Consider the following 21247-nt stretch of genomic DNA (forward strand, 5'->3'; position numbering starts at 1 on the left):
GCGACTGGGCCAGGCCGCCCGCCGGGCTCCGCACGGTCCGCACCCCGGGCGGCGGCACGATGACCGCCCGGCAGGTCTGCCTCGGCCGGCACTGGGCTCCCGTACCAAGGTGCCCGAACTGCGGGCGGGCCGTCCGGGACAACCCCGGATGCCCCGGACGGCACCGGTACCCGTACGCCTACGCCCGCACGGTCGTCGACGGCGACGGGACGCCCGTGAAGCCTTTCCCCGGTTGGTTGGGCGAGCTGGGCCGGCGCGCGGTCGCGGACGCGCTGGGCGCGGCGGAGGCGACGGCCGCGTACGACATCGCCCTGATCAACTTCTACGACGCCGACGCCCGCATGGGCATGCACCGGGACAGCGACGAGGATGCGGACGCGCCGGTGGTTTCGCTGAGCCTCGGCGACACCTGCGTCTTCCGCTTCGGCAACACCGAGACACGGACACGGCCGTACACGGACGTGGAGCTGCGCAGCGGTGATCTCTTCGTGTTCGGCGGGGCGGCGCGGCAGGCGTACCACGGAGTGCCCCGGGTGTACGGGGGGACCGCGCCGGCCGGACTGGGGCTGACCGGTCGGCTGAACGTCACCCTGCGGGTCAGCGGCCTCGGTGACGGCTGAGGCTCGCCGGGCGGGGGGTCGATGCCGAGCGGATCATGGGAGACTCCCCCTCATGGACGGGAAGGCGGCCCCCAAGGCGGCGGGCGAAGGGGCGACGACACGGACGCGGCTGGACCGGGGGAGGGGCGCGCTCGGTCCGGCGCTGGAGCTGGTGCACACCGGGCGGGCGCCGACGAGGGCCGTGCTCACCGCCGAGCTGGGCGTCACCCGGGCCACGGCGGGTGCCGTCGCCGCCGAGCTGGAGGCGCTGGGGCTGATCCGGGTCGACGCGCATCCGGGTGCCGCCGCCGGTTCACAGGGCCGGCCCTCCCACCGCCTCGAAGTCGCCGAGGGGGGACCCGTGGCGCTCGCCGCCCAGGTGCACGCCGACGGCTGGCGGGCAGCGCTGGTCGGCCTCGGAGGGCGGATCGTCGCCACCGCGCCCGCCTGCGAGATCGTGGACGCCGACCCGGCCAAGGTGCTCGGCTCGGTCGTCGACGCGGGCGCCGCACTCCTGCGCGAGACCGGCCGACGGTGTGTGGGCGCGGGGCTCGCCGTGCCGTCCGCGGTCGCCGAGCCGGCGGGGCTGGCGCTGAACCCGTTGCACCTGGCCTGGCCTGCCGGGGCGCCCGTCCGGGAGATCTTCGCCGAGCGGGTGCGCGCGGCCGGGATCGAGGGGCCCGCGTTCGCGGCGAACGACGTGAACCTCGCCGCGCTCGCCGAACACCGGCACGGCGCAGGGCGGGGCTCCCGCGAGCTGCTGTGCGTGGCGACCGGGCACCGGGGCGTCGGCGGTGCGCTGGTCCTCGACGGCCGTCTGCACACGGGCAGTTCGGGCCTCGCCCTCGAAGTCGGCCACCTCACGGTCAACCCCGAGGGCCGCCCCTGTCACTGCGGCAGCCGAGGCTGCCTCGACATCGAGGCCGACCCGCGGGCCTTTCTCACCGCCGTCGGCCGCGATCCGGGACCCGAGGGCTCACTCCTCCAGCAGGCCAACGAGCTGATCCGCACCCAGTACGCCGACCCGGGCGTCCGCACGGCCGCCGAGGCCATCATCGACCGCCTCGGCCTAGGGCTCGCGGGCCTGGTCAACATCCTCAACCCCGACCGCATCATCCTCGGCGGCATGCACCGCGCCCTCCTCGACGCCGACCCCGACCGGCTGTGCGCCGTCGTCGCGGACCGCAGCCTGTGGGGGAGGCAGAGCGGGGTCCCCCCGATCCTGGCCTGCACGCTGGACCACAACAGCCTGGTCGGGGCGGCCGAGTTGGCGTGGCAGCCGGTGCTCGACGACCCGCTGGGCGCGCTGGTCTGACAGCCTTCACCAGGGCCGTGAACCCCGCAGCATGATCGTGCGGGACACCATGAACGTCACCGGAATCGCCGCCCCCGACGCGAGCAGGGGGGCGAACCGGTTGCCCGCGTGCAGGACGTCCACGATCACGTACACGCCCGCGGTCGTGATCAGGAAATTGGTGGCATTGGTCAGCGGAAACAACAGGAATTTACGCCAGGTTGGACGGGTGCGGTAGGTGAACCGGGCGTTCAGGAAAAAGGAGCCCGTCATGCTGAGGGCAAAGGCGAGAATGTGTGCGGCGAGATAGGGAAGCCGATTGAGGAACAGCAGGTAAAGGCCGTAGTAGGTCGCGGTGTTGACCACTCCGACCAGGGCGAAGGAAATGATCTGCCCCGATATGCGACGCTCCGGCGTCGGGTGGGCCTCGGGGAGCGTCTCCGTGCGCGTCGCCGTCCGCATCAGCGAATGAAGTCCTTCGTCGTGCCGCACGCCGCGTGCCCCTCCGTCTGCTCCATGTTGGTCGCCTTCACCAGGAAGTGCGGGCGCCCCTTCACCTCGTAGTAGATCCGGCCGGTGTACTCCCCGATCACCCCGAGCATGATCATCTGTACGCCGGCGAGGGCGGTGACGGCCATGACGATGGTGACATAGCCCGGTGTCTCCACGCCGTTGACGAGCGCGGCGCCCACGATCCACGCCGTGTAGAGCCCCGCGCACACCAGCAGGCACATACCGAGGTGGAGGGCGGCCCGCAGCGGCCGGTTGTTGAAGGAGAGGAGTCCGTCGATCCCGTAGTCGAGCAGCGACCGGAAGCTCCAGGAGCTGCGGCCGTGTTCGCGCACGGCGTTCTCGTACTCGAAGGTCGTGCCGGGGAAGCCGACCCAGGCGAAGATGCCCTTGGAGAAGCGGTTGTACTCGGTGAGGTCCAGGACGGCGTCCACCACGCGGCGGGACAGCAGCCGGAAGTCGCCCACGCCGTCGGCGAGTTCGACGTCGACGAGACGGTTGACCAGCCGGTAGTACAGCCGTGCGGTGGCGGTGCGCATCAGACCGTCGCCGGTCCTGGTGCGGCGGGCGATGACCTGGTCGTAGCCCTGCTCACGCAGGCCCACCATGCGCCGGACCAGTTCCGGCGGGTGCTGCAGGTCGGCGTCCATGACGATCACGGAGTCGCCCGAGGCGTGCCGCAGACCCGCGAGCAGTGCCGCCTCCTTGCCGAAGTTGCGGCTGAAGGAGACGTATCGCACGCGTGCGTCGAACTCGGCCAACTGCTGCAGAACCGCGAGGGTCCGGTCGCTGCTGCCGTCGTCGACGTAGACGAACTCCATGTCGTGGCCGAGCGGCAGCAGTTCCTCCGCGACCTTCTGGATCTCTTCGTGGAAGCGCGCGACGACGGCTTCCTCGTCGTAGCAGGGTGCGACGATCGAGATGAGCATGGTTCTCCCCCAGGGGTGCGGTCAGAGAGCGGTGGTCATGCGCTCGTGTGCGGTCGGGTCGTCGGGCGCGGTTCGAGTGGTGGCCAGGGGTACGGGCGCGGGCGCCGCCCGGGCCCGTCGGCGGCGGAGCAGGCCCGTCGCCCCGATCAGGACCACGGTGGTGAGCGAGGCGGCCCCGAGCGCCGTGCCCAGGCGCAGCCCCGGCGGGTGGAACGTGCAGGTGACGCTGCTGGCGGAGCCGTACAGGGGTACGGCGATCAGCCCGTAGTACTCCTTGGCGGGTACGGCGGGAGCGTCGTCGGCGGCGCAGCGCCAACCGGAGATCCGGGGCGCCGCGACGACCGCGATCCCCGTGCTGTGGGCGGGGAGTTCGGCCCGGATGGTCCCGTCGGACACGCTCACGCCGGTGGCGCCGGTGGCCTTCAGCCCCTCGACGGCGGTACGCAGCCGCGCGGTGTCCAGGCAGCCGACCGCGCCGTCCGGGACCGGACTGGTCCTGTCCGGCGACAGCTCGATCCGGAACCGTCCCGATTCCCCGACCGTGCCCAGCCGCTGCATCGGGGCGATCTTGGTGACCGGCTGGTCGGACCGGAACCGCCCGGTCAGCTCCTCGCCGGAGCCGGAGCCGGAGCCGGAGCCGGAGCCGGAGCCGGAGCCAGGGCCAGGGCCAGGGCCAGGGCCGGAGCCGGAGCTGGAGCCGGAGGTGGCTCCAGAGCCTGAGCCGTCGGCGAGCCGCGCGGTGCCCGAAAGATGCGGCGCCCACAGATACAGCTCGGATCCCGGCGGGCAACCACCCGTGATCGTCGGCTTCTTCGGCGCGCCCGGGTGGGGCAGCGGTCCCACCCGCACACCCGGCCGTCCGTCGTCGCTGGGGGACGGCGGTTTCCCGGCCGCGGTACGGACCGTGAACCGGGGCACGGTGTACACCCGCGTGCCCAGCAGCAGTTCCTGGTTGCGGTACGGCGACGGCCCGAAGGCGGAGAGGTCCGTACGGCCGCCGGCGCGGTCGGCGGGCGGGCGAACCGTCACCAGCGGCGGCACGTCCTGCCGGGTCACGGTCACCCGGCTGCCGTCCTGCGGGAACCAGTTCTGGTGCGGGTCCGGCGGCGAGTGCACCCGGGCGCCGACGGAGAAGATCGCGTCCGTGACGGCGTTGTCCAGGCTCTGCACGTTACGGCCGTGCGAGGTCCAGCCGTCTCCGAGGGCGGTGAGTGTCCGGCTGAGCACGTCGGAGGTGAGGCTGCTGTAGTACTGGGCGCCCTGCCCGCCCACCAGCAGCGGGTCGTTGCCGACGGTCTGCTCCCGGCCCGGGTCGGTCCGGTGGCGGGGCCAGCCGTCGGCCCCGGCGATCGCCTCGGTCTGGTCCCGCTGCCGCCCGCCCCAGGGCGCGTAGTCGTCCATGTGCCCGAGCCGCAGCCGGGTGTCGGCGGCGGAGGTGACGGCGGCCTCGCCGAACTGCGTGCACACCAGCAGCGCCACGGCGAGGGCCGCGAGGGGCCTGCCGCCCTTCCGCCCGACCCCGAGCAGGATCAGCCCGCCCAGCGCACCGGCGGCCGCGAGCAGCGCGAGAGGGAGACTGAAGGCCCGCAGCGTCCGCTCGCTGCCGCTCGCGAAGGCGATCACCAGCGCGAGCAGCGCCCCCGCCGCGCCCAGCGCACGCGGGCCGGGAACGCCGTACGACAGCGTGTGCCAGGCGGCGATCACCAGCAGTGCGCAGAGCACGAAGGCCTGGCGGTACGAGCTGCCCTGCGGGGTGGCGAAGGCGTGCCAGAGCAGATGTGTCGGCCCCCACTGCATCGACAGGGCCACAGCGACCACCAGCAGGGTCCACCCGGCGCGCACCCGCCCGGGGACCGCCCGGTGGAAGGGCAGGGCGAGCGCGAGCAGCAGCGCGGTGGTGCCCACGAACACGGCCGGCGTCCCGAAGCTGTACGTCCCCGGCAGCAGCCGGGCGAGCAGGTCCTCGGTGGGGACGGGCACGAAATGCCGGACCCGGCCCGGAGAGGAGTGCCGGGTGCCGAAGTACACGACCGACACCAGCGGCGCGGCCAGGCCCATGCCGAGGGCGGTGACCAGGACGGCGCGGCCGGCGGCCCTGAGCCGCTGACGAAGCGTGAGGTCACCGAGCAACAGCCGGAGCATCAGCACCAGGCCGGCGGCGAGGGTGGCCATGTACGCGGTGTAGAAGTTGGCGGTCCAGGCGAGCGCCACGATCAGCACACAGAGGAACGGACGCCGCCCCCGTCCGGCCCATTCGCCGGCCAGACACAGCAGCGGCAGGAAGACCAGGCCGTCGAGCCACATGGGGTTGTAGACCGCGTCCGCCAGGGTCCAGCCGCACAGCGCGTACGACGAGCCGAGCAGTCCCGCCGCCCACCAGCGGCCAGGGCGCAGGGCGAGCAGCAGGCAAGCCGTCGCGGCGGCGGCCGACGCCACCTTCAGCACGGTGACCGCGTACACCGCGAGGTCGATCTCGTTCCTCGGGAACACCACCACGAGCAGGGCGAACGGGCTGCTGACGTAGGTACCGAGGTCGGGCAGAAAACTGGCTCCGAACCCGGACTGCCAGTTGACGAGCAGTCCGCCGTCGGCCCTGCCGTGCAGCAGGTCCCACAGGTGCGCGTGGAACGGCACGTACTGGTTGCCGAGGTCGTTGACGCTCCGGGTGCGCGGCCCGAAGGGGTAGGCGCGGGCCACGACATCGGCGGCGCAGAGCACGACGACGGTGAACGCGGCGGCGAACAGAGCGGCTTTTCCCCGCGGCCGTTGAGCGACCCACTTCATTTGCGTAAGACCCCGCCATTCCCCGCGCTTCATCGATTCGCCGAATTAGAGGTCTACCGCTCGATGATGGTTGTGCCGTCGGCGAAAAGTGAAAGAAATAATTCCGAATACCGCGGGAGGCGGGAAATGGGTAATTGATTTCTCGGGTACGGGAGTTGTCTCCGGAGTGATCAGGAGGTGAACTCCGCCGTGAGACTCCACAACGCCGCCACCTGTGGCCGCCGCAGATCCGCCCGCCGCACGCACAGCCCGATCGGGAACGGTTCGGGCGGTGTGTCGGTGGGGACCGCCGTGAGCCGGTCGCGTACGGCGCTGTGGTCGAGCACCGGCCGGGGGACCACACCGGTGCCGCAGCCCAGCGCGACGAGGGTCAACAGCGCCTCGTGGCCCTCCGGTTCGGCCGTCAGGTCGGGTGCGGTGCCGTGGGAGCGGAACCAGCGGTCGGCGGCGTCACGGACCAGACCGCGGTGGGGGAGGACGAAGGGGCCGCCGAGGCCGGGGTCCGGGCGGTCGCGCGCGGTGACGAACACCAGGTCCGTCGTCGCCACGGTCCGGCTCACCAGTGGCTCCGGCAGGCGTGTCGGGATGCCCGCGACCGCCACGTCCACCTCACCCTCGTCCAGCCGGGCCAGCGCGGCCGCCGCGTCCCCCGTACGCAGATCGAGGCGGACCTGCGGATGGGCCGTACGGAACGGCGTCAACAGGTCCGGCAGCAGCGCCTGACACGCGGTCACCGTCGCGAACACGGCCAGTCGCCCGGTCAGTTCGGCCGGGTCCGGATGCTCCTCGCGGTACGCGCGCCACAACTCCAGGGCCCGCACGGCGTATTCACGGAAGCGATGCCCCTCGGCCGTGAGCGAGACGCCCCTCGGCCCCCGGTCGAAGAGCCGGTGCCCGAGGCCGGACTCCAGTCGCTGCACGGTACGGGTCAGCGTCGCCGGGCTGACATGGCAGTCCGTGCTGGTCCGGCCGAAGTTCAGCGTCCGGGCCAGGTGAAGGAACAGCCGCAGCTCGCGATGATCGTCCCGCATACCCGTCCACCTGGCTCTTTCGTCTTCTGCAACGCCCCGCTGCAAAGGTTGCGCTTGCCGCAACACTCGGCCGGACCCTACAACTCCTCCATGACCACCTCCACTGTCTTCGTTCTCGAAACCATGGACGTGCCCGGCGGCACGGAGACCGTCCTGCGCGGCGGCCGCCACCTCTTCCCGCTGCTGCCGCAGGCCCTCGCCGGGGTGCGCCGCGTGGGCGTCATCGGCTGGGGCCCGCAGGGCCGGGCCCAGGCCCGCAACCTGCGCGACTCCCTCTCCGGCACCGACATCACCGTCGCCGTCGGACTGCGCCCGGGCTCGGCCTCGGCCGCCGACGCCCGCGCCCACGGCTTCACCGAGACGGACGGCACCCTCGGCGACTGGCTCGCCGTCACCGCCGAGAGTGATCTCGTCATCCTGTTGATCGCGGACGCGGCCCTCGCCGCCCACCACCGGGAGATCCTCACCGCCCTGAAGCCCGGTGCCACCATCGGTCTCTCCCACGGCTTCCTCCTCGGCCATCTCCGCGAGACCGGCGGCGACTTCCCGCCCGGACACGGCGTCATCGCCGTCTGCCCGAAGGGCATGGGCGACTCGGTCCGCCGTCTGTATGAGCAGGGCGCCGAGACCAACGGCGCCGGGATCAACAGCAGTTACGCCGTCCATGCCGACCCCGACGGCAACGCGACCGACCGTGCCCTTGCCTGGTCGGTGGCCCTCGGCTCCCCGTACACCTTCCGGACCACCCTGGAGAGCGAGTACCTCTCCGACATCGTCGGCGAGCGCGCCATCCTGCTCGGCGCCGTCCACGGCATAGTCGAGAGCCTGTACACCCGCCACCGGCTCGCCGGCGACGACGAGGTGACCGCGTACGAGCGCTCCTGCGAGAACATCACCGGCCCGATCGCCCGCACCATCTCCCACGCCGGGCTCCGCGCGGTGCGCGAGGGCCTCGACGCGGCCGGCCGGGACGTCTTCGACCGCGCCTACACGGCCACGTACGGGCCCGCCCGTGAGATCGTCGCGGAGATCTACGACGAGGTCGCCGACGGCACCGAACTGCGCAGCGTCGTCCTGGCCGAACGCCGCCTCGGTGCCCGCCCGATGAGCGGGATCGGCGGCTCACCGATGTGGTCCGTGAGCGAGCGGGCACACGCCCGTCGGGGCGAAAGCGGCCTGCCCGTGGAGCCGTTCACCGCCGGTGTCTTCGTCGCCACCATGACCGCGCAGATCGACGAGTTCGCCGAGCGCGGCCACCCCTGGTCGGAGATCGTCAACGAGTCCGTCATCGAGGCCGTCGACTCCCTCCTGCCCTACATGCACGCCCGCGACGTCGCGTACATGGTCGACAACTGCTCCCGCACGGCCCGCCTCGGTGCCCGCCGCTGGGGCCCGCGCTTCCAGGCCGCCTACGAGCAGATCGCCTACCCGGCAGCCCAACACCCGCCAGACCAAGCCCTGTTGGCGTCCTTCGACGGACATCCCGTCCACGAGGCCCTGGCGGCGGCGGCGAAACTCCGGCCCTCGGTGGACATCTCCGTAGCCTGACGCCTGACGCCTGACGCCTGACGCCTGACGTCGGATGGCCGGCGTCTGCCCGCCTACGAGGCCGTCCGGCGGCGAGGTCTTGCCACCAACTCCCCGCCACAATTGGGACAGATCCCATGCAGGGCCTCGCCGCAGGGCACACAGAACGTGCACTCGTACGAGCAGATGCGGGCCGGGGCGTCGGCGGGCAGGGCCATCGTCTCGCAGCGCTCGCAGCGCTCGCGCATCTCCAGTGCCATGTGCGGGCCTTTCTCGGATCGGGGTGCCGTGACCTGTCACCTCCCATCCTCCGCACCCCGCGCGTGGCCGAAAGTCGCCTGCGGGTCAGAGATCGGCACGATCGGGCCACGGACGTGTCACCACTGTCGGCCCCGTGGCAGCCGGTCGCGTTCGGGAGTGCTCATGTGCAGCACCTGGAAGGTCTCGCCCTCGGCATTCGGCGCGTCGTGGTCCCAGACCGAGAAGTGGACGATCTCCCAACGGGAGGTGTTCACGGCCGCCGCCGCGAGCACCGCCCCGTCCGACGAGGCGAGCCGCTCCGTCCCACGCACCGCGTCCTCGACGACCTCGCCCAACGACACCCCGCCCGGCACCGGCCGCCGCGCCCGTACCGCCACCCGCGCGGGGGAGTCGGCGCCACCACCCGCCTCGTACGCCAGGCCCGTCCACTGGCGGACCGACGGACGCCCGAAGTCGTCGACGACGCCCTGGAAGCCGCCACCCCAGAAGAAGGAGTTCATGCCCTCCACGCTGTTCCACAGGTAGAAGGGCGCGTACTGGTTCACGGGCGAGCCGTGCACACCCCGCTCACGCATCAGATACGCCTTGAGGCCGAGGCCCTCCCAGGCGTCGAGCGCGTGCCCGCGACTGGCCACGCGGCGTCGGACGACCTCCATGTCATAGTCGGCGGGCAGGGTGATCTCGTACTGCGTGGCGTGCATGACGTGCCTCCGGCCGACTGTCGAGTGGTGCGGATCTAGCGAGCGGGGCGAGCCGGCCGGAGCAGGGCGAGCAGCCCCCGGACCCCGGCGTCGAATGCGGCCGGCGAGCCCGACGCGCGGGCCAGGACGTAGCCGCCCTGCACGGTCGCGACGATCGTCGCGGCGATCTCCTCCGCGTCCAGCTCCGGCGCGAACTGCCCCTTCTCCCTGCCCTCCTCGACGAGCCCGGCGAGGCGCTCACGCAGCCAGTCGAGCGTCTCGTCCACCGGCGCCCGCAGCTTCTCGCTCGCGATCACGTCCGGATCCATCGTGAGCCGCCCGACAGGGCAGCCGCGCAGGACGTCCCGCTCGCGCCGCAGATACGCCTCGACGCGCTCGTACGGCGAGCCCGGCCCGTCGAGTACTCCCTCGGCGGCAGCCCGCAACTCCTCGGCCGTCCGGCGGATCGCGGCCAGGGCGAGATCCGGCTTCCCCCTGAAATGGTGGTACATGCTGCCCTGCCCCGTACCCGAGCGCTCCAGGATGGCCTTGGGGCTGGTGCCCACATAGCCGCGCTCCCACAGCAACTCGCGGGTGGACTCGATCAGACGCTCCGGGGTGCTCACACCCCTACTGTACATACTAGTAGTTACAGAATCTGGGTTCTCGGCGTACTTCGGAGGAGGTATCCCCACTGCCGCCGGCCGGACGACGACCCGCACCCCTTCCTGCGGGAGCCTCGAAGCATCTCGGAAGAACGCGACCAAGGAGATGAGTTCGAGATGCAGACCCTCGCGAACTGGGACGCCGGCCCCGGCCCCTGGATCCTCTTCCTCCCGCTGATCTGGGCGGCGCTCGTCGTCGGCGCCGTCACCCTCCTGCGCCGCACCGTCCGCCGGGACCGCCGAGGACCGGGGCGCGCGGACCGTCGCCCGTACGACGGCCCTCACCGCTCCGGTGACTCCCCGATCGCGGTGCTCGGCCGCCGCTTCGCCTCCGGCGAGATCGACGAGGACGAGTACTGGCGCCGCCTGTCCGTCCTGGACGAGCAGTTCGGCCCGGCCTCGAAGGGCGGTGCGATCTGACCTCCGCGACCGACGTACGAACATGTGGCGATGCCTGACCGGTGCCGAGGGGGCGGTCGCCTGGCGGTGTACGACCGCTGCCGATGGACGGCGAGCAGGTCACCGCCGGGTCGGCCTGTGACGGGGCGGGTCACCGCCCGGTCAGCCTGCGACGGCCGACCGGGCGGGAGCGTGTTCGGACCTGCGCCCGCGTGCAGCGGCGGGCCTGCGTCCGGTGTCGTACGGCTGCCCGGCGTCGACCGTCAGTCCGGCGTCGACCGTCAGCCCGGTGTCGACCGTCAGCCCGGTGTCGACCGTCAGTCCGGTGTCGACCGTCAGTCCGGTGTCGTACGGCGAGATCTTCGGCACCGCGGCCGAGGACGCGGGCAGCGTGAACCACACGACCTTCCCCGACTCGCCGTGCGGCCGCACACCCCAGCTCTCGCTCACCGCGGCGACCATGGCGAGACCGCGGCCGCAGGTGGCGAAGGGCTCCGCGTCCTGGGCGACCGGGAGGCGGGGGTCGTGGTCGTGCACCGAGACCGTGAGCCGGCCGAGGAGCAACTCCATCTCCACGGTGCACATCTTGTCCGGCTCGGCGTGCCGGTGGACGTTGGACAGCAGCTCGGTCACCCCGAGTGCGGCCCGCTCTATCAAGGGATCCAGATGCCAGTAGCGCAATTGCGCAGATACGATTCTGCGGACCTGGCCGATCCGCGACGGCAGGGCTTGGAGCTCCACCGTGCAGTGCCTGCTTTGCTGGCTGATCACGGCTGCGACTCCCCGAATTGAGTCCGGAAGAAGATCGGAGTACGGATCCAGCGAGGTGGCTGTGCGAAAAACGCCGCCTGCTGTGGTGCGGCCGCGTACGACTGGCCGCCTGATGACGGAAGCCGGGGCTGCCGCCTGCTCGTGGGGTGGCTGCGTACGGCCGCCGCCCGCTGACGTGGCCGGCGAACTGGTTCGCAGCGTTATCGCCGGTAAACCCAGAGTGACGTGAGACCAGAGTGACCCAGGGGGTCCGGTCCCGCAACTCGCGGTCCGTCAGCCGCGCCCCGCGGCCCTGCGTACCGCCTCTATGAACCGGCGCGCCGAGGGCGGACCGGGCTTCCCCGGAGCCGGGTCGTGCTCGTTCAGCGTGAGCGTGTAGCGGGTGCCGTTGACGTCGGCCAACGCCCGGTCCTCGTTCGCGAACCAGGGCTTCGAGGCGCGCACCGCCTGCACCGGCGCGCTGTCGATCTCGCTGCCGTAGCTGGTCAGCAACTGCAGCCGGCCGTCCTCGATCCGGACCTGCCCCGCCCGGGTGAGTTGCCGCAGCCTCTTTCCGATCCGCACGCCCGTGGCCGTGAACTCCGGCTCGGCCATGTGCCCCGCCCCCTAGTGCGCCTCGGCTGTCCTGTGTCGTGCGATCCGTCGCGGACCGTGAACCAGTGTGCCCGAGGCCGCTTCCCCCGGGTGGCCCCGGTGGTGTCGACCCGGCCCGTGCGGTGAAGTCTGCACGTCCCCCGCGTCGAGCACCAGTGCGCACGGTGGGCCAGGGGCGGGGTTCCGGCGCATGCGCGGCATGCGCCCCCCGTGCGCCCCGCGCATCTCTGCCACAGGAGTGCCTTTGGGGTGCTCAAAGGCATGTTTATGCAGGTGAGAAGCGTGCGGAAGGTGTTTATCATCGAGGTGTCCGACGCCGCGATCCGCCGTCGGCGCAATGCGTGAGGAGCACGCCGTGAGCACCCCCCGCCCCACCCGTCCTGGCGCGACCCTCGACGTCGATCACAGTGACAGCGAGTACCGCACCTGGCTCAAAGAAGCCGTGCGCAAGGTCCAGGCCGACGCCAACCGCTCCGCCGACACCCATCTGCTGCGCTTCCCGCTGCCCGAGAGATGGGGCATCGACCTGTATCTCAAGGACGAGTCGACCCACCCCACCGGCAGCCTCAAGCACCGTCTCGCACGCTCCCTCTTCCTCTACGGCCTGTGCAACGGCTGGATCCGGCCGGGCCGCCCCGTCATCGAGGCCTCCAGCGGCTCCACGGCCGTCTCCGAGGCGTACTTCGCCAAACTGATCGGCGTCCCCTTCATCGCCGTCATGCCCCGCACGACCAGCGCCGAGAAGATCCGTCTGATCGAGTTCCACGGGGGCCGCTGTCACTTCGTGGACGACTCGCGGAAGATGTACGAGGAGTCGGCTCGCCTCGCGGTGGAGACCGGCGGCCACTACATGGACCAGTTCACCTACGCCGAGCGGGCCACGGACTGGCGAGGCAACAACAACATCGCCGAATCCGTCTTCCGCCAGCTCCAGTTGGAGCGCTTCCCCGAGCCCGCCTGGATCGTCGCCACCGCCGGCACCGGCGGTACCTCCGCGACCATCGCCCGCTACGTCCACTACATGCAGTACGACACCCGCATCTGTGTCGCCGACCCCGAGAACTCCTGTTTCTTCGAGGGCTGGACCACCGGTGACCCTGACGTCACCTGCGACTGCGGCTCCCGCATCGAGGGCATCGGCCGCCCCCGCATGGAGCCCAGCTTCGTCCCCGGCGCCGTCGACCGCATGATGAAGGTCCCCGACGCCGCCAGCGTCGCAGCCGTACGCGCCCTGGAAGACACCATCGGCCGCAAGGCCGGCGGCTCTACGGGCACAGGCCTCTGGAGCGCCTTCAAGATCATCGCTGAGATGGTCTCGGAGGGCCGTCACGGCAGCGTGGTGACCCTCCTGTGCGACCCGGGCGACCGCTACCTCGACAAGTACTACTCGGACGAGTGGCTCACAAGCCAAGGCCTGGACATCGCGCCGTACGCGGCAGTCATCGAGTCACTGCTGCGCACAGGGGTCTGGGCAGCGCCCCGTTAGGGGCGCGGGGCCGTATCCGTATGCGGCTCCGCCGCGTGGGTGCGACCAGCCACGACCGGCCCGCGGCTCGCAGACCACCTTCGGTGAAACGGCGCTCAGATCTCGACGCCGTCGTCGGAGTCCTCCCCGGCCACCACCACCGGCCGCAAGTGCTCCGCGATCTCGGCCCGAGCCTGCGCGGGCAACCCCGCATCGGTCACCAAGGTGTCGACCTGCTCCAACGCCGCGAACGAACTCAACCCCACCGTCCCCCACTTGGTGTGGTCCGCCACCACCACGACCCGCCGCGCCGACTGCACGAGCCGACGGTTCGTCTCGGCCTCCGCCAGATTCGGTGTGGACAGACCCGCCTCGACCGATATCCCGTGCACCCCGAGGAACAGCACATCGAAGTGGAGCGCCGCGATCGCCTGATCGGCCACCGGCCCCACCAGGGAGTCGGACGGCGTCCGCACGCCACCGGTGAGCACCACGGTCGCCGCCCCCTGCCGGGGGCCCGTGGTGCGCTGGGCGGCATGGAAGACATCGGCGACCCGCACCGAGTTGGTGACCACGGTCAGGTCCGGCACGTCCACGAGCCGGTGCGCCAGCGCATAGGTCGTCGTACCGCCCGACAACGCGATCGCCGAACCCGGAGCGACCAGCTCCGCGGCGGCCCGCGCGATGTCCTCCTTGGCACTCAGCTCCAGCCCGGACTTCGCCTCGAAACCCGGCTCGTGCGTGCTCGCCTCGGCCACCGGCACCGCGCCGCCGTGCACCTTCTCCACCGCGCCCTGGCGGGCGAGTGCGTCCAGGTCGCGGCGCACCGTCATGTCCGACACGCCCAGTCTGCGAGTCAGTTCGTTGACCCGGACCCCGCCCCGCCGTCGTACCTCGTCGAGGATCAGGGCTCGGCGCTGCTCCGCGAGGAGGTTCTGGTTCTCACTCACGCTCGCTCCGGTCCTTTCGCCCCATCACGCCCGACACGCCTTCCCTACCCCCTCCGACGAGGACATTTCCCCGTCCCCGGTCCCGAGGACGTCCCATATTCGCACGCCCCACCACGGGTGACGCCACTACCTGCACCGTCACGTACGCGTCACGCTCCGTTCCCCGCGCCCGTCACTATCACACGGATCGGGGAGATTCGGTGACCACAGGTGTACCAGGCCCTCTCAGCGGCGATCATCAGTGCCTGTACCTCACACCTGACTTGCGGCGCATCACGGGGGAAGCGGAACAGTGGATCGTGCGAGGGAACATACGACACCTACGGAACCCAGGGAACATCCGGAGCCCGTCGAGGCGGATGAGCACCCGGAACCCGGCCGGTCCACGACGGACGGTGTCGCCCTCGAACTCCTCGTCCACGGCGTCGGCGGAACCAGCCCCGAACGCATGCTGGACGATCCGCGCACGGTCCGGATCACCGGCGACGACACGGCCGCCGTCTTCCGGCGCACCGAGGACGCCGACGCGGAGAGTCGACCCGCCGACCACAGGGGCAAGCCCGTCCCCGAGGCCTACGTCTGGTGCAACCTCACCTCCGGCAACGGCTCCCGCGCCCTGTGGCTGTTGCTGCTGCCGTTCATGGTCGTCAACCTCGCCCACTGGATGCGCCCCGGCACCCGCGACCGTCGTCGAGCGGTACGCCTCTACGGCCTCCTCGTCCGGCTGACCGGCCTGACCCTGACCGTGCTGCTCGTCGCGGCGGCCTGCGAGGTCGCCCTCGACCTGACCGCCTGGCAGTGCGCGGGCGCACGCGCGTGCGCGCAGGCGCACACCTGGCTCGGATTCCTGTCCCCGGCCGTCTCCGACGACGGCTGGTGGAGCCTGCCCGGCCGCCGCCTCGCCCTGGCGGCCGTGGTGCCCACCGCGCTGACCGGGCTGCTGTGGTACCTCTCTCACCGCACCTGGAGCGAGTACGAGTCCCAGCGCCCCATGGACGGCGACGACGCCGACCCCGATGAGGGGAAGGCGCCACGCATCGCACCCGACGTCGAGGACACGGCCCGCGTCGCTCTCGGCCGGCCCGGCTTCTGGTACGGGCGCCGCCTCGTGGCCAGACTGAGGGCCGCGCACACCGCGGCCGGCTTCCTGACCGTCGCGGCGGCCGTGGGCATGTCCGCGGCCCGCCACGACCGCCGACCGGGCGGCCCCGTCCTGCTGGACCTCCTGGGCTGGCTGCTGAACGCGGCACTCGTCGTGCTCGCCGTCGCCGTGGTGTGGGTGGTGTGCCGCCGGGGCCGCAGCGAGCGGCGCCTCGACAAGCACCTGGACGAGCACCTGGTGCGCCGCCTGCCGGCCTGCTCGATCGCCGTGCTCGTCCTCGCCATGGTGTACGCCGGGTGGTCACGCCCCGGCTGGCGGTCGGCGGGGCGGCTGCCGGGCGACATGACCTTCGGTGGGATCACCCTGGTCCAGGGCCTGCTCGTGATCGCGCTCGGCGTGGTCGCCCACACCCTGTACCGCTCCCGCCCCGACCCGCGCACCGCCATGTACGGTCTCGCCGGCCCCGCCGTCGCGATGCTCGCCTGCGCCCTCGGCGGCGTGATGTCCGCCGGCGTCGCCCAGCGCGTCGCCGACTGGCTGGGCGGCACCGACGACGCCCTGCCCGGCCCACCCGTCCTCCTCACCTGGCAGGCCTCCGTCATCCCGCCCCTCCTCCTGGTGACCCTCGGCCTCCTCGGCTGGTTGGCCCGCCGCACCTGGGTCCTGCGGCGAACGGAGACGGCGGCCGTGGAAAGTGAGTACGACCTGTCTCGGGAGCGACCGAACGAGGAACACGAGTCCCAGGACGCCGGCCGCACCCGCCGCATCGCCCGCACCCGGGCCATGGCGTCCCTCACCGACCGTGCGCCCCGCATCATCGCCGTCACCTCCACCGTGACTTTGCTGCTCGGCGCCGGAGCCCTGACCGGCGCCCTGGCGACACACGAGACACCGGCGCGGGCGGCGCACGGCTCGTACGACTTCCTCGCGGGCGCCGCCCAGACCGCGCAGGCGCTGGGCTCCTGGATGATCGGCGTGGGCTTCCTGCTGTTCGTCACCTGGGGGCGCCGGGCCTACAAGGACGCCTCCGCGCGCCGCACGATCGGCATCCTCTGGGACGTGGGCACGTTCTGGCCACGCGCCGCCCACCCCTTCGCGCCGCCCTGCTACGCCGAGCGGGCCGTACCCGACCTGACCTGGCGCATGGCCACCTGGACCCGCACCACGGGCGGCCGGCTCGTCATCTCCGGACACTCCCAGGGCAGCGTCCTCGCGGCGGCCGCCGCCTGGCAGCTGACGCCGTCGGTCCGCAAACGGGTCGCGCTGCTCACCTACGGCTCCCCGCTGGAGCGGCTGTACGGACGCTGGTTCCCCGCCCACTTCGGCCCCGAGGCGCTCGCCTCCCTGCACCGTGAGGTCGACTGCTGGCGCAACCTGTACCGCCTCACCGACCCCATAGGAGGCCCCGTGCGTGTGACGAGCCGGTGCGGGCCGCAGGTCGACGCCGAGCCCTTCACGGACCCGCTCGCCTACGGCCGCACCGGCGCCCACCCGCTGCCCGCCCCGATCCTCGGCCACTCCGACTACCAGGCGGACCCGGCCTTCGCCCATGAGCGACAACAACTGCTGGCGCGCATCGGCTCGGAGCTGCCGGGCCCCCGGCAGTCCTAGACCGTGGCTGTCGGCACCTCGGTCACGCGTCCGGGCAGGTGGTGTCCCGCTCCGGCCGCTGTCCCGTGAGGAGGAAGTTCGTCACCGTACGGTCGCCGCACGCGTTCCCCGTCCCGAGATACGCGCCGTGCCCGCCGCTCTCCAGCGTGACGAGCCGGGCCCGGTCGCCCAGCGCGGCCCGGAGGTTCAGCGCGCCGGAGTACGGGGTGGCCGGGTCCCGCCGATGCTGGATCATGAGGATGTTGGACGGACCGTCGTCGGTGATCCGGGTCGGCTTCTCCGCCTGCCCGTTCTTCCAGAAGGAACACGGCGTGATGTTCACCGGCATCCCGGCCGTGAGCGGATACCGCACCCGGCTGTCGGCCACGGCCCGCTCGTGCGCGCCGACCGACGCGGGCCAGCGCACGTCGTTGCAGACCACCGCCATGACCGCTGCCGCCTCCGCGTCGCTCATCGGTCCGGCCACGTCGGGGGTCAGGACCGGCGTCGCCTTCGGGTCCATGGCCTGCCTCATCAGCAGAGCCAGTTCGTCGAACGAGTCGTCGTCGTACAGGGCGTTCTGCATCGACTGCCGCAGCCGGTTCCCGGTCAGGGGGACCCCTTCGGTGGTCGTCGTCCGCGGCGCACGGTCCAGTTCGGCCGCCAGGGACAGGAACAACGGCCGTACGTCGTCCGGCCGTTCGGCGAGACGCAGACCCCTCGTCTCCTGTGCCGGGTCCGCGGCCCAGGCCGCGAAGTCCGGGAACCGCTCCTCCGCGCCCCGCGCCATGTTCGCCAGCCAGCCGCGCGCGACCAGCCGGGGGTTCGGGTCGTCATTGCTGTCCAGCACCCAACGGTCGGTCCGCTCCGGGTACTTCTGCGCGTAGACGGCTCCCACATAGGTCCCGTACGACACTCCGTACGCCGACAGCCGCTCCTCGCCCAGGGCCTGCCGGAAGCGGTCGATGTCCCGCACCTCGTTGGCGGTGGAGAGGCTGCGCAGCACCGCACCGCCGTTCGTCGCGCAGGCCTTGGCGGTACGCCGGGACCGTGCCACGTTCTCGGTGATGTCGCCGTCGGTCGCGGGCCAGGACCGCAGCGTCACCAGATGACGGTCGTCGGCGGGCAGCCCACAGCTCGCCCGCGTACTGCCGCCCGTGCCGCGCGGGTCGAGGCTGACGATGTCGTACGCGTCGCCGAGTTCCCGCCGCAGCGCGTTTCCCTGCTGGGTCAGCCGCTTCACGCCGGAGCCGCCCGGTCCGCCCGGGATCACCAGCAGTGTGCCGCGCCGCGCCTCGGAGTCCTCGCTGCGCAGTCGGGAGACGGCGAGGGTGAGCTGCGGGCCGTCCGGGTCGCGGTGGTCGAGCGGTACGGGCAGCTCCGCGCATTCCTGACCGGCGGGGTCCGCGGGTGAGGCGCACGACGCCAGGTGAGGGTGGGGGAGGAGGGGGTCGCCGTGGCGGCCGCCGGGCCGGTGACGGCGGTCAGCGCGGTGGCGGTGGCCGAGACGGCGAGGGCCAGGACCAGGGCTCGTCGGGTGCGAATCGTCATGGAGATCATGCTGTCCGCCGGATCACTCCGGCCCCATCCGGCCGACAGCCCACCTGTGGTGGGGTTCTCCCCCGGGGGATCCCCCCCCCGCGCGTCCGTCACGACAGCTTCGGCAGGTCCTCCGCGTAGAGCAACGTCAGGTCGTCGGTGTCGGGTTCGGCGACCTTGGCCACCCGGCTCGCGTGCCGCTCCACCATCGCCTCGAAGGTCTGCCGCGCGGTACGGCCGTTGCCGAAGGCCGGGCCCTTGGGGAGCGCGGTGAAGTAGTCCAGCAGGGCCCCGCCCGCACCCGGTGCCAGCCGGTACTCGTGCTCCTCGGCCTGCTGTTCCACGATGCGCAGCAGCTCGTCGGGGACGTAGTCGTCGAAGGTGATGGTCCGGGAGAAGCGGGACGCCACACCGGGGTTGACGGTGAGGAAGCGCTCCATCTCGGCCGTGTAGCCCGCGACGATCACCACCACCGCGTCCCGGTGGTCCTCCATCAGTTTCACCAGCGTGTCGATGGCCTCCTTGCCGAAGTCCCTGCCCGAGTCCTCCGGTGACAGCGCGTAGGCCTCGTCGATGAACAGCACACCGCCACGGGCCCGTTCGAAGGCCTCCTGGGTGCGGATCGCCGTGGAGCCGATGTGCTCGCCCACCAGGTCCACGCGGGAAACCTCGACGAGATGCCCCTTCTCCAGGACACCGAGCGAGGCCAGGATCTCGCCGTAGAGGCGGGCGACCGTGGTCTTGCCGGTGCCGGGGGAGCCCGTGAACACCAAGTGCCGTTTGACGGAAGCCGCCTTGAGGCCGGCCAGCTGGCGGCGGCGGCCCACCTCGATCATGTCGGTGAGGGCGCGGACCTCGCGCTTGACGCTGTCCAGGCCGACCAGCGCGTCGAGTTCGCCGAGGACGGCCTTCGAGGCCCGCGCCGGTGTCTCGGGCTCCACGGCGGGCACGGTGACCGGCGGCTGCTCGGTGGTGCGCTGGCCCGGGATCGAGCCCAGCAGGCCGGACGACCGCGCCGTGGTCTGTGTGGCGGTCTCCTGCGGGGCGAGGGGCCGTACCCCCGCGCTCTCGTCGCTGGTGCAGTCCTCGACCACCGGACCGCCGCCCGCGGATCCGGGGCCGCCGTCCGCGAACTCGTAGCCACCGCGCGCGCAGCGCTCCGTACGGCACTTGCGCAGTGTGGCCCGGCAGCCGTCGATGATGTGGAAGCCGTAGCCGCCGCTGCCCGTCACCCGGCAGTTGAGGAAGCTGCCGCGCCCCCCGGCCGAGACGTAGAAGCCCGCCTCGGCGGGCGAGGTCACCGTGCAGCGCTCGAAGGTGGGGTCGGCGCCCTTGGTGACGATCACGCCGGTCTGGGTGCCGTCCACGGTGCAGCCGTTGAGGGTGCCGCCGCTGCCGTGGTCGCGGAACCAGGCGCCCGTGGCGGCGTCCCGTATCCGGCAGTCGTCGAGCTGCGCGGTCGCCCCGTCGCTCACCGACACCGCGGTGTTGCGCACCTGTGAGAGGTCGCTGTCGACGACGTCCGCGCGTGAACCCCGGTCCAGCACGAACAGCGCGTCCGGCACGTCGTGCACCCGGCAGGACTCCAGGACCGCGGTCGCGCCGTCACTGATCCAGACGGCCGGGTAGTCGCCGGTGCTGTCGAAGATCTCGCACTGGTTGGCGTCCACGCGCGTGCCCGGGTCCCACACCGACAGTCCGTTGCGCCCGAACTGCCGCACCGACGTGCGGGTCAGGGTGAGGACGGAACGCGAGCGGAGGTCTACCGCGTTCTCCGGGATGTCGTGGATACGGCAGTCCGCGAGGGTGACCACGGCGTCCGTGTCGAGAGTGACCCCGTCGGCCGTCGTACGGTGCACATCGCAGTCGGTGAGATGGGCCGTGGCCCGCCCGGTGATCTGTACGCCGCTGCCGCGGACCTCGTAGATCTCGCAACCGACCGCTTCCAGCGCGGAGTTCTCCCCGGTCGCCGTCAGGCCCGAGCCCGAGGTGTGGTGCACCCGGCAGCGCTCCAGCCGCGGATGGCCGCCGCCGCGTACCGCGACACCGGCCTGGCCGGCCGAGACGACCTCGCACTCCTCGAACACGCCACCGCCGCCGTCGACCACGGCGATGCCGATGCCGGCCGGGTTGTCGACCGTGCAGCGCCGGACCGTCGGGCGGGCGCCGCCGCGCACCTCGATGCCGACCGCGGAACGTGTGACGATCCGCAGGTCCAGGAGCTCGGGGGTGCCGTCCTCGACGAGCAGCGCGGGCGCCGCCGCGTCCTGGCCCTCCACATGCAGGTCCTGCACCACGGCCGAGGCGGACACGGTCAGCGGCACCCCGTCCACGGGCGCGATGCGGACCGAGCCGGGCGAGCCCTCGGGGCCGCGCAGCGTGACCCCCCGCTGCACGACGAGGTTCTCCCGGTACGTGCCGGGGGCGACGATGAGCACATCGCCGTCGCTCGCGGCCTCCAGGGCTGCGGCGAGCGATGCGTACTCACCCGTGCGGCGCCGCCACCGCGATGTACCGGTGTGCGTCACCTGGACCGTGCCCTGTGCCATGGCGTTGC

At 72.0% G+C, this 21247-nt stretch carries 17 protein-coding genes and 1 pseudogene; 6 read left to right on the top strand and 12 right to left on the bottom strand.

Features of this window, described 5'->3' with window-relative positions; all coding sequences use genetic code 11:
• Positions 1–620, top strand: a 620-nt coding sequence (locus AWZ10_RS30065) for an alpha-ketoglutarate-dependent dioxygenase AlkB (protein ID WP_060892532.1), incomplete at its 5' end; no start/stop codon positions are given.
• Positions 621–672: 52 nt separating this feature from the next.
• A complete protein-coding gene (locus tag AWZ10_RS30070) occupies positions 673–1914 on the top strand; it encodes an ROK family protein (protein ID WP_046705227.1) in 1242 nt (413 codons plus the stop codon).
• Between the two features lie 6 nt (positions 1915–1920).
• Here AWZ10_RS30070 and AWZ10_RS30075 read toward each other — a convergent pair whose 3' ends face one another.
• The 4 genes from AWZ10_RS30075 to ilvY form a co-directional block, all read right to left on the bottom strand.
• Positions 1921–2355 (bottom strand): GtrA family protein, encoded by a 435-nt coding sequence (locus tag AWZ10_RS30075; protein ID WP_078935368.1) that lies wholly within the window; start codon positions 2353–2355, stop codon positions 1921–1923.
• Positions 2355–3332, bottom strand: a complete 978-nt coding sequence (locus AWZ10_RS30080) for a glycosyltransferase family 2 protein (RefSeq protein ID WP_060892533.1) — start codon at positions 3330–3332, stop codon at positions 2355–2357. The genes AWZ10_RS30075 and AWZ10_RS30080 overlap by 1 nt, the downstream gene beginning before the upstream one ends.
• Positions 3333–3353: 21 nt before the next feature.
• A complete protein-coding gene (locus AWZ10_RS30085) occupies positions 3354–6116 on the bottom strand; it encodes a YfhO family protein (RefSeq protein WP_060892534.1) in 2763 nt (920 codons plus the stop codon).
• Positions 6117–6286: 170 nt separating this feature from the next.
• Positions 6287–7147 carry an HTH-type transcriptional activator IlvY gene (gene ilvY / locus AWZ10_RS30090; RefSeq protein WP_046705224.1) on the bottom strand — a complete coding sequence of 287 codons (861 nt, stop codon included), beginning with the start codon at positions 7145–7147 and terminating at the stop codon, positions 6287–6289.
• Positions 7148–7237: 90 nt separating this feature from the next.
• On the opposite strand from ilvY, the gene AWZ10_RS30095 reads away from it, so the two are divergent.
• The gene (locus AWZ10_RS30095) at positions 7238–8695 is read left to right on the top strand and encodes a ketol-acid reductoisomerase (protein WP_060892535.1); all 1458 of its coding nucleotides are present in this window, start codon (positions 7238–7240) and stop codon (positions 8693–8695) included.
• Positions 8696–8748: 53 nt separating this feature from the next.
• Here the strand turns inward: AWZ10_RS30095 and AWZ10_RS48265 are convergent, their stop codons facing one another.
• The 3 genes from AWZ10_RS48265 to AWZ10_RS30105 all read right to left on the bottom strand — a co-directional run bounded on the left by AWZ10_RS48265 (position 8749) and on the right by AWZ10_RS30105 (position 10256).
• Positions 8749–8934 carry a DUF1272 domain-containing protein gene (locus AWZ10_RS48265; RefSeq protein ID WP_079104481.1) on the bottom strand — a complete coding sequence of 62 codons (186 nt, stop codon included), beginning with the start codon at positions 8932–8934 and terminating at the stop codon, positions 8749–8751.
• Positions 8935–9051: 117 nt separating this feature from the next.
• Entirely contained in the window at positions 9052–9636 is a 585-nt protein-coding gene (locus AWZ10_RS30100; RefSeq protein WP_060892536.1) for a DUF4865 family protein, read from the bottom strand.
• Positions 9637–9671: 35 nt separating this feature from the next.
• A complete protein-coding gene (locus AWZ10_RS30105) occupies positions 9672–10256 on the bottom strand; it encodes a TetR/AcrR family transcriptional regulator (RefSeq protein WP_046705221.1) in 585 nt (194 codons plus the stop codon).
• Between the two features lie 141 nt (positions 10257–10397).
• Between AWZ10_RS30105 and AWZ10_RS30110 the strand changes: the two genes are divergently transcribed.
• Entirely contained in the window at positions 10398–10700 is a 303-nt protein-coding gene (locus AWZ10_RS30110; RefSeq protein ID WP_060892537.1) for an SHOCT domain-containing protein, read from the top strand.
• 141 nt (positions 10701–10841) lie between these two features.
• Here AWZ10_RS30110 and AWZ10_RS30115 read toward each other — a convergent pair whose 3' ends face one another.
• Entirely contained in the window at positions 10842–11450 is a 609-nt protein-coding gene (locus AWZ10_RS30115; protein WP_208618574.1) for an ATP-binding protein, read from the bottom strand.
• 273 nt (positions 11451–11723) lie between these two features.
• The gene (locus tag AWZ10_RS30120; protein WP_046705218.1) at positions 11724–12044 is read right to left on the bottom strand and encodes a hypothetical protein; all 321 of its coding nucleotides are present in this window, start codon (positions 12042–12044) and stop codon (positions 11724–11726) included.
• A gap of 355 nt (positions 12045–12399) precedes the next feature.
• On the opposite strand from AWZ10_RS30120, the gene cds1 reads away from it, so the two are divergent.
• On the top strand, positions 12400–13530 hold the full coding sequence (cds1, locus tag AWZ10_RS30125; RefSeq protein ID WP_046705234.1) for an L-cysteine desulfhydrase Cds1: 1131 nt from the start codon (positions 12400–12402) through the stop codon (positions 13528–13530).
• 95 nt (positions 13531–13625) lie between these two features.
• Here cds1 and AWZ10_RS30130 read toward each other — a convergent pair whose 3' ends face one another.
• The gene (locus AWZ10_RS30130; RefSeq protein WP_060892539.1) at positions 13626–14459 is read right to left on the bottom strand and encodes a DeoR/GlpR family DNA-binding transcription regulator; all 834 of its coding nucleotides are present in this window, start codon (positions 14457–14459) and stop codon (positions 13626–13628) included.
• A gap of 292 nt (positions 14460–14751) precedes the next feature.
• Here AWZ10_RS30130 and AWZ10_RS30135 point away from each other — a divergent pair, with 292 nt between their 5' ends.
• The gene (locus AWZ10_RS30135; protein ID WP_060892540.1) at positions 14752–17172 is read left to right on the top strand and encodes a hypothetical protein; all 2421 of its coding nucleotides are present in this window, start codon (positions 14752–14754) and stop codon (positions 17170–17172) included.
• 22 nt (positions 17173–17194) lie between these two features.
• Here AWZ10_RS30135 and AWZ10_RS30140 read toward each other — a convergent pair.
• Together AWZ10_RS30140 and AWZ10_RS30145 are read right to left on the bottom strand one after the other, a co-directional pair.
• Positions 17195–18711: pseudogene (locus AWZ10_RS30140) on the bottom strand (alpha/beta hydrolase).
• Between the two features lie 89 nt (positions 18712–18800).
• Positions 18801–21239: a right-handed parallel beta-helix repeat-containing protein gene (locus AWZ10_RS30145; protein WP_046703635.1), complete on the bottom strand. Its 2439-nt coding sequence runs from the start codon at positions 21237–21239 to the stop codon at positions 18801–18803.
• Positions 21240–21247 lie beyond the last annotated feature (8 nt).

It is taken from the genome of Streptomyces europaeiscabiei (assembly GCF_001550375.1).
GTDB lineage: Bacteria > Actinomycetota > Actinomycetes > Streptomycetales > Streptomycetaceae > Streptomyces > Streptomyces europaeiscabiei.

Coding starts and splice junctions, on each gene's coding strand:
- AWZ10_RS30070 (WP_046705227.1), top strand. CDS start 673: ATGGACGGGAAGGCGGCCCCCAAGGCGGCGGGCGAAGGGGCGACGACA.
- AWZ10_RS30075 (WP_078935368.1), bottom strand. CDS start 2,355: ATGCGGACGGCGACGCGCACGGAGACGCTCCCCGAGGCCCACCCGACG.
- AWZ10_RS30080 (WP_060892533.1), bottom strand. CDS start 3,332: ATGCTCATCTCGATCGTCGCACCCTGCTACGACGAGGAAGCCGTCGTC.
- AWZ10_RS30085 (WP_060892534.1), bottom strand. CDS start 6,116: ATGAAGTGGGTCGCTCAACGGCCGCGGGGAAAAGCCGCTCTGTTCGCC.
- ilvY (WP_046705224.1), bottom strand. CDS start 7,147: ATGCGGGACGATCATCGCGAGCTGCGGCTGTTCCTTCACCTGGCCCGG.
- AWZ10_RS30095 (WP_060892535.1), top strand. CDS start 7,238: ATGACCACCTCCACTGTCTTCGTTCTCGAAACCATGGACGTGCCCGGC.
- AWZ10_RS48265 (WP_079104481.1), bottom strand. CDS start 8,934: ATGGCACTGGAGATGCGCGAGCGCTGCGAGCGCTGCGAGACGATGGCC.
- AWZ10_RS30100 (WP_060892536.1), bottom strand. CDS start 9,636: ATGCACGCCACGCAGTACGAGATCACCCTGCCCGCCGACTATGACATG.
- AWZ10_RS30105 (WP_046705221.1), bottom strand. CDS start 10,256: ATGTACAGTAGGGGTGTGAGCACCCCGGAGCGTCTGATCGAGTCCACC.
- AWZ10_RS30110 (WP_060892537.1), top strand. CDS start 10,398: ATGCAGACCCTCGCGAACTGGGACGCCGGCCCCGGCCCCTGGATCCTC.
- AWZ10_RS30120 (WP_046705218.1), bottom strand. CDS start 12,044: ATGGCCGAGCCGGAGTTCACGGCCACGGGCGTGCGGATCGGAAAGAGG.
- AWZ10_RS30145 (WP_046703635.1), bottom strand. CDS start 21,239: ATGGCACAGGGCACGGTCCAGGTGACGCACACCGGTACATCGCGGTGG.